The sequence below is a fragment of the Promicromonospora sp. NPDC023987 genome (assembly GCF_040639055.1).
Classification (GTDB): domain Bacteria; phylum Actinomycetota; class Actinomycetes; order Actinomycetales; family Cellulomonadaceae; genus Promicromonospora.
In genome coordinates, this window is the sequence record NZ_JBEZZF010000099.1 from 1 (window position 1) to 14,463 (window position 14,463).

Consider the following 14,463-nt stretch of genomic DNA (forward strand, 5'->3'; position numbering starts at 1 on the left):
GACAACAGCTCGGCGAACGAGGTGGCGGCGGTCGAGGGGCACTCCCTGGAGACGGGCCGGGACTACCACGTGAAGGTCGTGGTGTCCGGGCGGACCATCGAGCTGTACCTCGACGGTGAGCTGCAGATGAAGTACTCCGAGCCGACGACCGAGTCGCTCTACCAGGTGGTCACCCGGGACGCCGAGACCGGCGAGCTGGTGCTCAAGGTCGTCAACCCGTACGAGTCCGTCGCCCGGACGGCGGTCTTGGTCGACGGGTACGCGGTCGCGCAGGAGGCGTCCGTGACCGAGATGAGCGGAGCGCCGTCGGCCGTGAACACCAAGACGCGGCCCGAACGGGTGGTGCCGGTGGAGGACACCGCGACGCTCGACGTGTCCCGGTCGGGCGACGACACGGAGTTCAGCTACGACTTCGCGCCCCACTCGATCACCTTCCTCCGCCTGAAGGAGTCCACGGGAAGCTGACCACCCGTCGGAGTAGAACTGTGGCGAAGTAGAACCAGGGCGAAGTAGAACTGCAGCTGCGCCACAGTTCTACTTCGCTGCAGTTCTACTTCGCCACGTTCTACTTCGCTGCAGTTCTACTTCGGCGAAGGGGGTCCTTTGGAGCCCACGGGGGCGTCCGCTACCCGTACGGTGGTGCCCGTGAGCAAGCTGCCCGAGGATGTCCGGGAACATCCGATACCAGATCCGGCCGAGCTCCGAAAGCTCGTCGGAGACATGCGCCGGCTGGTGCTGACCTACAAGTTCGGGATCGACGAGGTCATGACCAAGGTCTCGATCCTGCGCGACGAGTTCCGGCACATGCAGAACTACAACCCGGTCGAGCACGTGGGGTCGCGGCTCAAGTCGTTCGAGTCGATAGTCGCCAAGTGCCGCCGCAAGGGCATCCCACTGACGCCGGAGGGCATCCGGGCGCAGATGTTCGACATCGCAGGGGTGCGGATCACCTGCAGCTTCGTCAACGACATCTACCTGGTCCGCGACATGCTCCTCAAGCAGTCGGACATCACGGTCCTGGAGGAGCGGGACTACATCAAGAACCCGAAGGCGGCCGGGTACAAGTCGCTGCACCTCATCGTCCAGATCCCGGTGTTCCTGTCCGACCGGGTCGAGAACGTCATCGTCGAGATCCAGCTGCGCACCATCGCCATGGACTTCTGGGCGAGCCTCGAGCACAAGATCTACTACAAGTACGACGGCGACGTGCCCAGGCACCTCACCGACTCGCTCAAGCTCGCGGCCGACGTCGCCTGGTCGCTCGACACCTCGATGGAGCGCATCCACGACGAGGTCAAGGCGATCTCGGGCGACGAGGAGCCGGTCGAGCGACGGCACAACCTGCTGAGCCCCGAGGAGATGCTGCGCGACTTCTGGCGCGCCGCCGAGGCCGACGGCGGGTTCGACTTCACCAACGACAAGTAAGGGCTCCCGCCGCGGCCCCGCTGGTCGAGCCCACCTCTGGTCGAGCCCACCTCTGGTCGGGCCCACCTCTGGTCGGGCCCACCTCTGGTCGAGCTTGTCGAGGCCCGTCCCGACAAGCTCGACCAGCGGCTCACACCGCCGTGAGCGTTCCCGACAGCGCTGTCCACGACTCCGGCGGCAGCGTCACCTTCGTCGTCGTGCCATCGCCCGCTGCGGCGACCCATCCGGCGACGTCGAACACGCCCCAGTGCTCGGCGGCCACCTTCTCCGCATGCTCAGGGCCGACGACGGCGGGCTCGCTGTCGGCGGTCATCGACCAGCCGTCGGTGACCTCGAGCGCCGCACCGGGGTGCGCCAGCTCGACTTCGGCCGGCTCGGCGGAGCGGTTGGTCAGGAACAGCGCGACGGCGCCGTCCGACAGGGTGGCCGCCGCCGTCACCGCAGGCACGTCACCGTGGGCCTTGGTCGTGATGGTCGAGGTGGACACGCGCAGGTCGAGCGCTTCGCCCTGGGCGAGCCGCGCCGTCGTCGCGAAGGGGTGGAAGGTCGGCTGCCGCCAGGCCTCGCCCCCGGGCTCGGTCATGATCGGCGCGATCACGTTGACGAGCTGGGCCAAGCACGCGACGGGCACGCGATCGGCGTGGTTGAGGAGCGTGACGAGCAGGTCGCCCACCACCACGGCGTCGAGCCCCGAGTAGACGTCCTCGATGATGCGCGGCGCGTCCCGCTGGATCGGCAGGTTCTCCTCGCCGTGGAAGCGCGTGGTCAAGTACCAGACGTTCCACTCGTCGAATGAGATGGTGATGCGCTTGTCCGAGCGGCGCTGCGCCCCCACGGCGTCGGCGGACGCGACCACCCGCTCGATGAACCGGTCCATCGCCGTGCCCGACCCGAGGAACGACGCGCGGTCCCCGTCGACCTCCTCGTAGTACGCGTGCATCGAGATGTGGTCCACGAGGTCGTACGTGTACTCCAGGACCGTGCGCTCCCACTCCCCGAACGTCTCCATCTGCATGGACGACGACCCGCACACCACGAGCTCGATCGACGGGTCTACGAGCTTCATCGCGGCGCCGGCGTTGCGGGCGAGCTTGCCGTACTCGTGCGCGTCCTTGTGCCCGATCTGCCAGGGGCCGTCCATCTCGTTGCCCAGGCACCAGAGCTTGACGCCGTAGGGCTCCGTGCGGCCGTTGGCTATGCGCAGGTCGGCCCAGCGGGTGCCCGCCTCGCCGTTGCAGTACTCGAGCAGGGCCACTGCCTCTTCCACGCCGCGGGTGCCCAGGTTCACCGCCATCATCGGCTCGATCCCCTCGCGCTCGGCCCACTGCAGGAACTCGTCGGTCCCCACGAGGTTGGGCTCAACGGTGCGCCAGGCGAGGTCGAGGAACGGCTTGCGCTGCTCCACCGGGCCGACGGCGTCCTCCCACCGGTAGTTCGACACGAAGTTGCCGCCCGGGTACCGGACGGTCGTCACCCCGAGCTCGCGCGTCAGGTCGGCGACGTCGCGGCGGAAACCGTGGCTGTCGGACGCCGGGTGGCCCGGCTCGTGGATGCCCGTGTAGACCGCGCGCCCCAGGTGCTCCACGAAGGAGCCGAAGAGGCGACGGTCGACGGCGCCGACGGTGAAGTCGGGGTGCAGCAGGACGCGGGTGCGGGAGGTCGTCATTGTTCCTCGCTGATCGGTCGACGTTCCTACAACGTTGCACACTAGCTGATCGACGACGCGGGGGCGACGACGGTCCTCTACCCTGTGGGAAAACTCAGAAGCGGAGGCTGGCAGCGTGGCCGTGACGATGCACGACGTGGCGCAGCGCGCAGGCGTGTCGATCAAGACCGTGTCGAACGTGGTGAACGGCTATCCGTACATCCGTGCCGAGACCAAGCAGCGGGTCGAGACGGCGATCGACGACCTGGGCTATCGGGTCAACATGTCCGCCCGGAACCTGCGAACCCGGCGTACCGGGCTGATCACCCTGGCAGTCCCTGAGCTGTCGCTCCCGTATTTCGCGGAGCTGGCCGACGCCGTCATCTCCGCCGCCGACGCCGCCGGCTGGACGGTGCTCATCGAGCAGACCAGCGCCAGCCGCGAGCGGGAGACCGAGGTGCTCTCGGGCCGCCGCAGGCACCTCACGGACGGGCTGATCTTCTCGCCGCTGGCGCTCGGGCCCGACGACCTCGACCTGTTCACCGTCGACTTCCCGCTGGTGCTGCTGGGCGAGCGTGTCTTCGGCGCCCCTGCCGATCACGTGACGATGAACAACGTCGCGGCCGCCCGAGCGGCAACGTTGCACCTCGCGTCGCTCGGCCGCCGTCGGATCGCCCTGATCGGAGCGCACGAGGGGGAGCGGGTCGGTTCGGCAGCCCTCCGGACCGCGGGATACCGCGAAGGGCTCGAGGCGGCCGGGCTGCCGTTCGCGCCAGAGCTCGTCGGCGAGGCGGGCCTCTGGCACCGCTCCACCGGCGCCGAGGCGATGAGCCGCATGCTCGACGACGGGGTCGAGATCGACGCGGTCTTCGCCCTCAACGACGCGCTGGCGCTCGGCGCCCTGCACGCGCTGCACGCGCACCGGATCGACGTCCCGGGCGACGTGGCGCTCATCGGGTTCGACGACGTAGACGACGCGAAGTTCTCGGTCCCCGCACTGTCCTCGGTGGACCCTGGCCGGGACCAGATCGCGCACACCGCGGTGGAGCTGCTGCTGGAGCGCATCGGCGCGACCGGTCAGGGCGGCGCGAACGGTGCGGGCGACCCGGCGCCGTTCCGCAAGGTGGTGCCGGACTCGCGGATCGTGGGCCGGGAGTCCACGGGCGACGTCGGTGCGGGCGAACCCTGCCGGTTGGTGAGCACCCAGGCGGGCGGCACCGAGGTGGTTCCGGTCCGGGCCGCCGTGTGATCGGCAAGATGTCAGGTGATCGGTAGCCCGGGCTGCCGAACACCTGACATTTTGCCGACCACCTGCGGTCGTGCTCTTGCCAGGCAGCAGAGTTGCCGGTAGAACGGTGCCCAGCGTTTCCTACAACGTTGAAAAGCGACCGGTGATGATGCCGGGCACGCCCCGGTCCTTCGGCCGTGGCACCGAATCAAGGAGGACTCGGATGCGTAGATCAGCCCGACGCCGAGGCGTGGCTGCCGCAGCCGCCATGGCCGTATCCGCCGCTGGTCTCGCGGCCTGCTCCGGTGGCGCAGGTGGCGCCGCGGAAGCGACCTGCACCAACGAGATCAAGCAGCCCGACGCGACCCAGGTGACGGTCTGGGCCTGGTACCCGTCGTTCGAGACGATCGTGGACCACTTCAACGAGACCCACACGGACCTGCAGGTCTGCTGGACCAACGCCGGCCAGGGCGCCGACGAGTACAACAAGTTCCAGACCGCCATCGAGGCGGGTACCGGCGCGCCCGACGTCATCATGCTCGAGGCCGAGGTGCTGCCCACCTTCACGATCCTCGACTCCCTCGTGGACCTGTCCGAGTACGGCGCGGGCGAGCTCGAGGCCGACTACACGGCGGGTTCCTGGTCCGACGTGTCCAACGGCGACTCCGTCTACGCGATCCCCGTCGACGGCGGCCCCATGGGCATGCTGTACCGCGCGGACATCTTCGAGGAGCACGGCGTCGAGGTGCCGACCACCTGGGACGAGTTCGCCCAGGCCGCGCAGGACCTGCGCGACGCCGGCTTCGATGGCCACATCACCGACTTCCCGACCAACGGCAACGCGCTCAACTACGCGCTGTTCGCGCAGAACGGCTGGGAGCCGTTCCAGTACGACGCCGCGAAGCCGACCGAGATCGGCATCGACGTCGACAGCCCGGAGGCCGTGGAGGTCCTCGACTACTGGAAGGGCCTGATCGACGACGACCTGGTCGCCACGGAGGACGCGTTCACCACCGACTACAACGCGGCGCTCGTCGACGGCACCTACGCCGTCTACCTCGCGGCGGCGTGGGGCCCTGGCTACCTGCAGGGCCTGTCGGAGGCCGACGCCGACGCCGAGTGGCGTGCCGCTCCGCTCCCGCAGTGGGACCCGGAGAACCCGGTCCAGGTGAACTGGGGCGGCTCCACGTTCGCCGTGACCACCCAGTCCGAGCAGCCGGAGGCCGCCGCGACGGTCGCCAAGGAGCTGTTCGACACCGAGGAGGCCTGGAAGCTCGGCGTCGAGGAGGCGGCGCTCTGGCCGCAGTGGAAGCCGATGCTCGAGTCGGACTGGTTCACGAGCCTCGAGGCGCCGTTCTTCGGTGGCCAGAAGATCAACGAGGAGGTGTTCCTCGACGCCGCGAACGGGTACGAGGGCTTCTCGTTCAGCCCGTTCCAGGTCTACGCCTACGACCAGCAGACGCAGGCGCTCTTCGACATGGTCGAGAACGACACCGACGCAGCCACCGCACTGGGCACCGTCCAGGACGGTCTGGTGCGGTACGCCACCGAGCAGGGCTTCACGGTCACGGAATGAGCCAGGGGACGAGCTCGGTGACGAAGGGGAGCGAGGGCGTCACGCACGCGGTAGCTACCCGGCCGACCAGCAAGATCGCCAGCCGGCGGCAGCGCTGGGGATACGTGTACGTGGCACCGTTCGCCGCGGTGTTCGCCGTGTTCCTGGTGCTGCCGCTGGGCTACGCGCTGTGGATGAGCCTGCACACCAAGGGCATCGCCACGGCCGGCCGCAACGTGTTCGTGGGTGCGGACAACTACGTCAAGGCGTTCACGGACCCGGTGTTCCTGGAGGGGCTGTGGCGGGTGCTCCGGTTCGTGCTGGTCATGGTGCCGGTCCAGATCCTGGTCGCGCTCGTGGCGGCGCTCCTGCTCGACACGCTCGCCACGCGGCTGAGCCAGGTCTCGCGGCTCCTGATCTTCGTGCCGTACGCCATCCCGGCCGTCATCGGCGCCCTCATGTGGGGCTTCCTGTACAGCCCGCGGTTCGGTCCGGCGCAGGACCTCTTCGGCCTGGTGGGACTGACCGCGCCGGACTTCCTCAGCTCCGCCAACATCTTCGGGTCGCTGGTCAACATCGTGACCTGGCAGTGGGTCGGCTACTACATGATCATCATCTACGCCGCCCTGAGGTCGATCGACCCGTCGATCTACGAGGCGGCGGTGCTCGACGGCGCCGACCGCCGGCAGATCGCGCTGCGGATCAAGGTGCCCATGATCTCGTCGTCGATGGTGATGATCGTGGTCTTCGCGCTCATCGGCACGCTGCAGTTCTTCACGGAGCCGCAGGTGCTGCGGTCCTCCGCGATGGGCGCCATCCCGACCGACTACACCCCGAACATGTACGCGTTCGCCACGGCGTTCAACTACAGCCAGTTCAACTACGCGTCGACGCTCGCGTTCTCGCTCGGCTTCCTGGTGTTCGTGGGGTCGTACCTCTTCCTGTTCCTGACACGCAAGCAGAGCGGGCTGAAGTGATGGCGAACTCGACACTCCTCTCCCGGACCCCCACCGAACGGAACAGGGCGGAGCGGACCACCGGCACGCCCGTCGGCCAGGGGCGCCGGCTCGGCTCCCACGTGGTGCTCGTCCTGCTCGCGCTCTACTTCGTGGTGCCGCTGTGGTGGCTGGCTGTGGCGTCCACCAAGACGAACGCGGGGCTGTTCGGCGGCGCACCGCTCTGGTTCGGCTCGGACTTCGCCCTGGCCGACAACATCGCCGGTCTCTTCAGCCACCAGGGCGGCATCTACTGGATCTGGTTCCGCAACTCGTTCGTGTACGCCCTCGCGGGCGGCGTGGGCGCGACGGTGCTCTCGGTACTGGCCGGCTACGGTCTGGCGAAGTACCGGTTCCGCGGCCGGAGCGTGTTCTTCGCGCTGCTGCTCGGGTCCGTGATGGTGCCGATGACGGCGCTCGTGATCCCCACCTTTGTGCTGCTCAGCGGCATGGGGCTGCTCAACACGATGTGGGCGGTGATCCTGCCGTCGCTGCTCAGCCCGGTCGGCGTCTACCTGGTGCGGGTCTACGCCCAGGACGCCGTTCCGGAGGAGGTGCTCGACGCCGGGCGGGTCGACGGCGCGGGTGAACTTCGGCTCTTCTTCCAGGTGGTGCTGCCGCTGCTGCGCCCGGCGATCGTCACGGTGCTGCTGCTCACTACCGTCGCGACCTGGAACAACTTCTTCCTGCCGCTCGCCGTGCTGCGGGACCCGAACCTGCTCCCGGTCACGGTGGGGATCTACAACTGGCAAGCCCTTTCCAATGCCGGTGCGGGCGGTGAACAGGTCTGGAACCTCATCGTGACCGGGTCTTTCATCTCGGTGGTTCCCCTGGTCATAGCGTTCCTCTCCCTGCAGAAGTACTGGCAGGGTGGGCTGTCGCTCGGCAGCGTCCGGTGAGGCCGAGTGCCCCGAGCAGTTGGTCGGGAGAGGTTCAGGCTTCCTTGACCTGGCTCCCTGCCGGTTGACGGTATCGATGCCGTAACCATTCAAGAAGGGTTCCTTACATTTCCTCGACCACGGCTACGGTGATAGCGTCGCCGATCGATCGTGGCGGAGTTCACCCCGACACGATTTTGACCGGCGCTCGTGTGAGCGTTAACAATCGTAGTCGGCCGGGTCGCAGACGTGCCCGGAGGGAACCTCGAAGAGGAGATGTCATGGCAAGGAAGCTGTGGGCCAAGCGCGGTGCGGCCGCGCTGGCAACGGGTGCGATGGCTGTCTCGCTGGCCGCGTGCGGCGGCGGCGGTGCAGGTGCCGGTGGTGGTGCTGACGGTGGTGCGGCCGGAGACGGTGAAGAGGGCGGCCTCGTGGGTGTCGCCATGCCGACCCAGACCTACGAGCGCTGGATCGCGGACGGCGACGCCGTCAAGTCCGGCCTCGAGGAGGCCGGGTACGACGTCGACCTGCAGTTCGCGGGCGACGACATCCCGACCCAGCAGGCGCAGATCGACGCCATGATCAACAAGGGCGCCGAGGCGCTGATCATCGCGTCCATCGACGGCACCGCGCTGGGCACCCAGCTCGACGCCGCCGCTGCCGCGGACATCCCGGTCATCTCGTACGACCGGCTCATCCGTGACTCGGAGCACGTCGACTTCTACGTCACCTTCGACAACTACGAGGTCGGCGTGCAGCAGGGCACCTCGCTGCTGACCGGTCTCGGCATCCTGGACGAGAACGGCGAGGAGGCCGCTGACGCGCCCGAGGGCCCGCTCAACATCGAGCTCTTCGCCGGCTCGCCCGACGACAACAACGCCGGGTTCTTCTTCGAGGGCGCGATGTCGGTGCTGCAGCCGTACCTCGACGACGGCACGCTGGTCGTGCCCTCGGAGCAGACCGACTTCGGCACCGTCGCCATCCAGCGCTGGGAGCAGGAGGGTGCGCAGAGCCGCATGGAGGACCTGCTGACCGGCTCGTACAGCAAGGGCGAGCGGACCATCGACGGGGTGCTGGCGCCCGCCGACGTCCTGTCGCGCGGCGTCATCACGGCGCTGAGCAACTCGGGCTACGGCAAGGGTGACCTCGACATGCCGATCATCACCGGGCAGGACGCCGAGGCGGCGTCGGCCAAGCTGATCGAGGACGGCAAGCAGTACTCGACGATCTTCAAGGACACCCGGCTCCTCGCCGAGCAGGCAGTCATCGCCGCCACGTCCTTCCTGGAGGGCGAGGAGCCCGAGGCGAACGACACGGAGACCTACGACAACGGCGTGAAGGTCGTGCCGTCGTACCTCCTGCCCACGGTGATCGTCACCGCGGACAACCTCGAGGCCGAGCTGATCGACTCCGGCTACCTCACCGAGGAAGAGGTCGCTTCCGGCCAGACCGACTAGGTCTGACACCGGTACCGACACCTCTGACGGTCCGGCGGCCGGTCGGTGGTCGCGCTCCCAGAGACCCAGGTCTCGACAAGCTCGACCACCGGCCGGCCGGTCACCACCGACCGGCCGGCCGGGACCAGGCCGGAGTCGGCCACCCGCAACACCACCACTGGCGACAAGTACGCGACAAGGACTGGCATGGCCGATTCGGCGCCGACCGACATCCTCGAGATGCGCGGCATCACCAAGACATTCCCCGGGGTCAAGGCACTCCAGGACGTCAACCTCACCGTCCGTCGAGGCGAGATCCATGCGATCTGCGGCGAGAACGGGGCGGGCAAGTCCACCCTGATGAAGGTGCTGTCGGGCGTGTACCCGCACGGTACCTACGACGGCGACATCGTGCTCGACGGCGAGACCGCCAAGTTCGGCACCATCAACGACTCCGAGGCGCGGGGCGTGGTGATCATTCACCAGGAGCTCGCGCTCGTCCCGTACCTGTCGATCGCCGAGAACATCTTCCTCGGCAACGAGCGCCGTCGGGCCGGTGGTGGGATCGACTGGAACAAGACGAACGCCGAGGCCGCAGCGCTCCTCGAGCAGGTAGGGCTCGACGAGACCCCCACGACCCTCGTCTCGGCGCTCGGCGTGGGCAAGCAGCAGCTCATCGAGATCGCGAAGGCGATCTCCAAGGACGTCAGCCTGCTCATCCTCGACGAGCCGACGGCCGCGCTGAACGACAACGACTCCGAGCACCTGCTGAACCTGCTCCGGCAGTTCCAGGCGCAGGGCATCACGTCGATCATGATCTCCCACAAGCTCGCCGAGATCGCCGAGATCGCCGACCGCACCACGATCATCCGGGACGGCCAGTCGATCGAGACCTTCGACATGTCCGACGCCGGCGGCTCGTCCGAGGCGATCCAGGACCGGATCATCCGCGGCATGGTGGGGCGTGACCTCGACAACCGCTACCCCGGCCGCGAGTCGCACCCCGGCGCGGAGGTGCTGCGCATCGAGGACTGGACGGTGCACCACCCGACCCAGCCAGGTCGCGTCGTCGTCGAGAAGGCGAACCTGAACGTCCGGGCCGGCGAGGTGGTCGGCATCGCCGGCCTGATGGGCGCAGGGCGCACCGAGCTCGCGATGTCGGTGTTCGGTCGCTCCTACGGCCGGGACATCTCCGGCCAGGTCTACCTGGACGGCGAGAAGGTGACCGTCGGGACCGTGCCGGACGCGATCAAGGCCGGCATCGCGTACGTGTCGGAAGACCGCAAGCAGTACGGGCTCAACCTCATCGAGGACATCAAGCGCAACATCTCGGCGGCCGGTCTCCGCAAGCTGTCGAAGAACGGCTTCGTGAACGAGCACGAGGAGCTCAAGGTCGCGGGCGAGTACCGCGAGTCCATGAACATCCGCACCCCCAACGTGCTGGTGGAGGTGGGCAAGCTCTCGGGCGGCAACCAGCAGAAGGTCGTGCTGTCCAAGTGGCTGTACACCGCGCCAGAGGTGCTGATCCTCGATGAGCCGACGCGCGGCATCGACGTCGGCGCGAAGTACGAGATCTACACCATCATCAACGAGCTGGTCGCGGCGGGGAAGGCTGTGCTCGTCATCTCCTCGGAGCTCCCTGAGCTCCTCGGGATCTGCGACCGCATCTACACCCTGGCCTTCGGCCGCATCACTGGCGAGGTCGACGTCACCTCAGCCACCCAGGAAGGACTCATGGCACTCATGACGCAGGAGACCACGCAGGAGACGAAGGCATGACCGGCATCGCGAACATCAAAGAGCTGTTCACCCGCAACCTGCGCACGAGCGGTATCTACATCGCGTTCGTCCTGATCATCGTGCTGTTCTCGGCGCTGACCGACGGGCTGCTGCTCAGCTCGCGGAACATGACCAGCCTGGTGCTGCAGTTCTCGTACATCCTGATCCTCGCGATCGGCATGGTGATCATCATCATCGGCGGGCACATCGACCTGTCGGTCGGGTCGGTGGTCGCGCTGACCGGTGCGGTGGCGGCCGTCGTCGTCATCCGGGGCGGACTGCCCTGGTGGGCGGGCGTGCTGGCGGCGCTCGGTACCGGACTCCTGGTAGGGGCGTGGCAAGGATTCTGGGTGGCCTACGTAGGCATTCCAGCGTTCATCGTGACGCTGGCGGGCATGCTGCTGTTCCGCGGCCTGACGCTCGAGGTGCTCAACAACGTCTCGCTCTCGCCGTTCCCCTCGGAGTACACCTCGATCGCCTCGGGCTTCCTCAACGGGTTGCTCGGCGGTTACGGCTACGACACCTTCACGCTCGTCATCTTCGCGATCGGTGTGCTGGGCTTCGCGTACAACGCGTGGCGCAACCGCCGCGCGCGCATCGCGTACAAGCAGACCGTCGAGGCGCCGGTGCTGTTCGTGCTGAAGCTCGTCGTGGTCGCCGCCGTCGTCATGTGGTTCGCGTACAACCTCGCCACGTACCGCGGGCTGCCCGCTGTCCTGATCATCCTCGCGGTGCTGGTCATGGTCTACACGCTGGTGACCAAGCACAGTGTGTTCGGCCGCCACGTCTACGCCATCGGCGGCAACCTCGCCGCGGCGCAGCTGTCCGGCGTCCGCGTGAAGCGCGTGAACTTCTGGATGTTCGTGAACATGGGCTTCCTCGCCGCGATCGCGGGCATCGTGTACTCCGCCCGGTCGAGCGCCGCCCAGCCGGCGGCAGGCAACATGTTCGAGCTCGACGCGATCGCCGCGTGCTTCATCGGTGGCGCCGCCGTGACCGGCGGCATCGGCACCGTGATGGGCGCGATGGTCGGTGGTCTGATCATGGCCGTCATGTCGAACGGCATGTCGCTCATGGGTATCGACCAGTCGACGCAGCAGATCGTCAAGGGCGTCGTGCTGCTCCTCGCCGTCGCGTTCGACGTCTGGAACAAGAAGCGGGCCGCAGCGGCGCGCTGACCCCTTCGGGGAGCGCGAGAAGGTCCGCCTCGAACATGACCTCGGGTACCGAATCCGTCTCGGACAGGTACCCGAGGTCATGTTCGACGCGGACTTCGCCGTTCACCGGTGGGTGAGAATGGTGGGATGGCTTCCGAATCCGCGCCGCGCCGCGGGCGCCGTCCTGCCGGTCAGGACGCGCGTGCCGAGATTCTCGCCGCCGCGCGCGTGGAGTTCGTCGACCGTGGGTACGAGGGGGCCTCCCTGCGGTCGATCGCCCGGCGGGCCGGCGTGGACCCGGGGACGGTGCGGCACTGGTTCCCGGACAAGGCTCGACTGCTGACCGGCACGCTCGGCGTCACGGAGATCGAGCCAGGGACCATCGTGGAACAGGTGGCGAACGGCCCGGTCGAGACGCTGGGCGAGCGCCTCGTCGAGGCGGTGCTCGGCCTCTGGGACCATGACGACGGCGACACCGTCCGCATGATCATGCCCGCGGTCATCTCCGACAACGAGCTGCGCGGCCTGATGCCCGCGTTCATCGGCGCGGCGATTCTGGCGCCCGTGATGCACGCGCTCGACACTCCGGACGCGCCGCTGCGCACCGCCCTCGTGGCGGCCCAGATGGCCGGGCTCATGATGACCCGCTACCTGGTGCCGGTGGAGCCGCTCGCGTCGCTGCCTCCGGCCACGGTCGCCGCCCTGGTCGGTCCCAATCTGCAGCGGTACCTCACGGGAGACCTTGCGGTGCCGTCGGCGGAGCGCGCATAATTCCTCACATGAGGAAAAACGCGGTGGTGATTCGTGGCCTGCGCGTGGTCCGCGGTGGCAGACCGATCATCGACGGGCTCGGTCTCGATGTGCCCGCCGGGTCCGTCGTCGGGCTGATGGGGCCGTCCGGCTCCGGCAAGACGACGCTCATGCGCTCCCTCGTCGGCGTGCAGGACAAGGTGACCGGCTCGGTCGAGGTGCTCGGCGCTGCCGCCGGCAGCCCCGCTCTGCGTCGCAGGGTCGGTTACATGACGCAGGACGCCAGCGTCTACACCGACCTCACCGTCGTGCAGAACCTCAGGTACTTCGCGGCCCTTGCCGGTATCCCGGACGCGGCGGCGGCGGTCGCCCGGGCGGTCGAGACGGTCGACCTCGGCGGGCACGAGAAGCAGCGGGTCGGCACGCTGTCCGGCGGCGAACGCTCGCGCGTCTCCCTCGCGGCGGCCCTGGTGGGCGGACCCGAGCTGCTCGTCCTGGACGAGCCCACCGTCGGCCTCGACCCGGTGCTGCGCCGCGACCTGTGGGCGGTGTTCCGCCGGCTGGCCGCCGAGGGGCGCACACTCCTCGTCTCCAGCCACGTCATGGACGAGGCGATGCAGTGCGACCGGCTGATCCTGATGCGCGACGGCGCGCTCGTCGCGGACACCACGCCCGACGAGCTGCTGGCCACCACCGGGGCGCCCGACGCCGAGCGCGCGTTCCTCGCCCTGATCGACGAGGGCCGGCCTGCGTCCGGCAGCGAGCCCACCGAGGAGACGGCGCGATGAACCTGACCTTCGCCACCGCCGGCCGAGTGCTGTCCCAGCTGCGCGGCGACCACCGCACGGTCGCCCTGATCATCGTGCTGCCGTGCCTGCTGATCGGCCTGATCGCCTGGATGTTCGACGACCAGCCGCAGGTCCTCGACCGGTTCGGCCCCATGCTGGTGGGCATCTTCCCGCTCATCGTGATGTTCCTGGTCACGAGCGTGGCGACGCTCCGGGAGCGGCAGTCGGGCACGCTGGAGCGGCTCATGACCACGCCGATCCGCAAGGGCGACTTCGTGGCGGGCTACGGCCTCGCGTTCGCCACGCTGGCCCTGGTCCAGGCGCTGGTGGTGGTGGGCTTCGCGACGTGGGTGGGCATGGACGTGGCCGGCCCGCTGTGGCTCGTGCTGGTCGTGGCGATGCTCGACGCGGTGCTCGGCTGCACCCTGGGCCTCGCCGCGTCGGCGCTGGCCCGGAGCGAGTTCCAGGCAGTTCAGATGATGCCGGCGATCCTGTTCCCCCAGCTCATCACCTGCGGCCTCCTGATGCCGCGGGACCAGATGCCCGAGGTCCTGGAGTGGCTGTCCCGCGTCTTCCCGCTCACCTACGCCGTCGAGGCGATGACGTCGCTCGCGGCCGGCGACGAGTGGGCGGGCATCCAGGGCGCCGTCGGCGTGATCGCCCTGTTCATCGTGGGCGCGACGCTCCTGGGCGTCGCCACGCTGCGCCGCCGCACGGCATAAGGGCTCGCACGGGTGGTCGGTAGAACGTCAGGAGATCGGCAACTCGGGCTGGTGATCACGCTGCGCGACCCGGCCAAGCCGACGTCGGCCCGTGCCGTGGCGGAG

General features: G+C 68.4%; 12 protein-coding genes and 1 pseudogene. 12 read left to right on the plus strand and 1 reads right to left on the minus strand.

Going from position 1 to position 14,463, the window contains the following annotated elements:
* Both AB0F40_RS25665 and AB0F40_RS25670 read left to right on the plus strand, forming a co-directional pair.
* Positions 1-465 (plus strand): annotated as a pseudogene (locus AB0F40_RS25665) (hypothetical protein); the annotation flags it as partial.
* A 180-nt stretch (positions 466-645) separates the two neighbouring features.
* Positions 646-1,425: a GTP pyrophosphokinase family protein gene (locus tag AB0F40_RS25670; protein ID WP_357474640.1), complete on the plus strand. Its 780-nt coding sequence runs from the start codon at positions 646-648 to the stop codon at positions 1,423-1,425.
* A gap of 130 nt (positions 1,426-1,555) precedes the next feature.
* On the opposite strand, the gene AB0F40_RS25675 is transcribed toward AB0F40_RS25670, so the two are convergent.
* A complete protein-coding gene (locus AB0F40_RS25675) occupies positions 1,556-3,091 on the minus strand; it encodes an alpha-L-arabinofuranosidase C-terminal domain-containing protein (RefSeq protein WP_357474642.1) in 1,536 nt (511 codons plus the stop codon).
* Between the two features lie 115 nt (positions 3,092-3,206).
* On the opposite strand from AB0F40_RS25675, the gene AB0F40_RS25680 reads away from it, so the two are divergent.
* The 10 genes from AB0F40_RS25680 (at position 3,207) to AB0F40_RS25725 (ending at position 14,358) form a co-directional block, all read left to right on the plus strand.
* Positions 3,207-4,319, plus strand: coding sequence for a LacI family DNA-binding transcriptional regulator (locus AB0F40_RS25680; protein ID WP_357474645.1), 1,113 nt, complete (start codon positions 3,207-3,209; stop codon positions 4,317-4,319).
* A 202-nt stretch (positions 4,320-4,521) separates the two neighbouring features.
* Positions 4,522-5,874, plus strand: a complete 1,353-nt coding sequence (locus AB0F40_RS25685) for an extracellular solute-binding protein (RefSeq protein ID WP_357474648.1) — start codon at positions 4,522-4,524, stop codon at positions 5,872-5,874.
* Entirely contained in the window at positions 5,871-6,830 is a 960-nt protein-coding gene (locus AB0F40_RS25690; protein WP_357474651.1) for a sugar ABC transporter permease, read from the plus strand. Before AB0F40_RS25685 ends, AB0F40_RS25690 begins: the two co-directional genes overlap by 4 nt.
* A complete protein-coding gene (locus tag AB0F40_RS25695) occupies positions 6,830-7,747 on the plus strand; it encodes a carbohydrate ABC transporter permease (protein WP_357474654.1) in 918 nt (305 codons plus the stop codon). Before AB0F40_RS25690 ends, AB0F40_RS25695 begins: the two co-directional genes overlap by 1 nt.
* 260 nt (positions 7,748-8,007) lie before the next feature.
* Positions 8,008-9,183, plus strand: coding sequence for a multiple monosaccharide ABC transporter substrate-binding protein (gene chvE, locus AB0F40_RS25700; protein ID WP_357474656.1), 1,176 nt, complete (start codon positions 8,008-8,010; stop codon positions 9,181-9,183).
* A gap of 186 nt (positions 9,184-9,369) precedes the next feature.
* Positions 9,370-10,941: a multiple monosaccharide ABC transporter ATP-binding protein gene (mmsA, locus tag AB0F40_RS25705; RefSeq protein WP_357474671.1), complete on the plus strand. Its 1,572-nt coding sequence runs from the start codon at positions 9,370-9,372 to the stop codon at positions 10,939-10,941.
* A complete protein-coding gene (gene mmsB, locus AB0F40_RS25710) occupies positions 10,938-12,119 on the plus strand; it encodes a multiple monosaccharide ABC transporter permease (RefSeq protein WP_357474659.1) in 1,182 nt (393 codons plus the stop codon). Before mmsA ends, mmsB begins: the two co-directional genes overlap by 4 nt.
* A 126-nt stretch (positions 12,120-12,245) precedes the next feature.
* Entirely contained in the window at positions 12,246-12,869 is a 624-nt protein-coding gene (locus AB0F40_RS25715; protein ID WP_357474662.1) for a TetR family transcriptional regulator, read from the plus strand.
* Between the two features lie 8 nt (positions 12,870-12,877).
* On the plus strand, positions 12,878-13,636 hold the full coding sequence (locus AB0F40_RS25720; protein ID WP_357474665.1) for an ABC transporter ATP-binding protein: 759 nt from the start codon (positions 12,878-12,880) through the stop codon (positions 13,634-13,636).
* Positions 13,633-14,358: an ABC transporter permease gene (locus tag AB0F40_RS25725; RefSeq protein ID WP_357474668.1), complete on the plus strand. Its 726-nt coding sequence runs from the start codon at positions 13,633-13,635 to the stop codon at positions 14,356-14,358. The genes AB0F40_RS25720 and AB0F40_RS25725 overlap by 4 nt, the downstream gene beginning before the upstream one ends.
* Positions 14,359-14,463 lie beyond the last annotated feature (105 nt).